Source organism: Bowmanella dokdonensis (assembly GCF_017254865.1).
Taxonomy (GTDB): Bacteria; Pseudomonadota; Gammaproteobacteria; order Enterobacterales; family Alteromonadaceae; genus Bowmanella; species Bowmanella dokdonensis.
Genome location: NZ_JAFKCV010000190.1, coordinates 1 through 354 on the forward strand (window position 1 = coordinate 1; position 354 = coordinate 354).

1 protein-coding gene is annotated in these 354 nt (G+C 52.5%); it reads right to left on the reverse strand.

Annotated elements, in window-relative coordinates; all coding sequences use genetic code 11:
- Positions 1-354: NAD(P)H-hydrate epimerase (locus J0A66_RS22175; protein ID WP_277603620.1), on the reverse strand; the 354-nt coding region annotated here is incomplete at both ends.

The following is a 354-nucleotide window of genomic DNA, read 5'->3' on the forward strand; positions in this document are numbered from 1 at the left end:
ATCACATCGATTGCATTGATGGCGTGTGGCCAGGGGCTAACGTTACCGCCTTGTGTTTGCCAGCGGTGATAGGCTTCTTTGGTATCCGGACTGAACCGGGCAGGATCCCCTAGTAGTATCAGTTCAACATGCAGTCCGGCTTGTTTCGCCAAACGCGCCACAACAAAACCATCACCGGCGTTATTTCCCTGGCCACATAGGACTAAAATACGTTGTGCATCCGGATAATGCAGCCTGAGTGCATCAAAACCAGCGGCTCCGGCGCTTTCCATCAATTCATATAAGCTCAGTCCGGACTGTTTGGCTGCCTGGGCTTCGTGATCGCGCACCTGATCTGCGCTAAACACTTTGTGT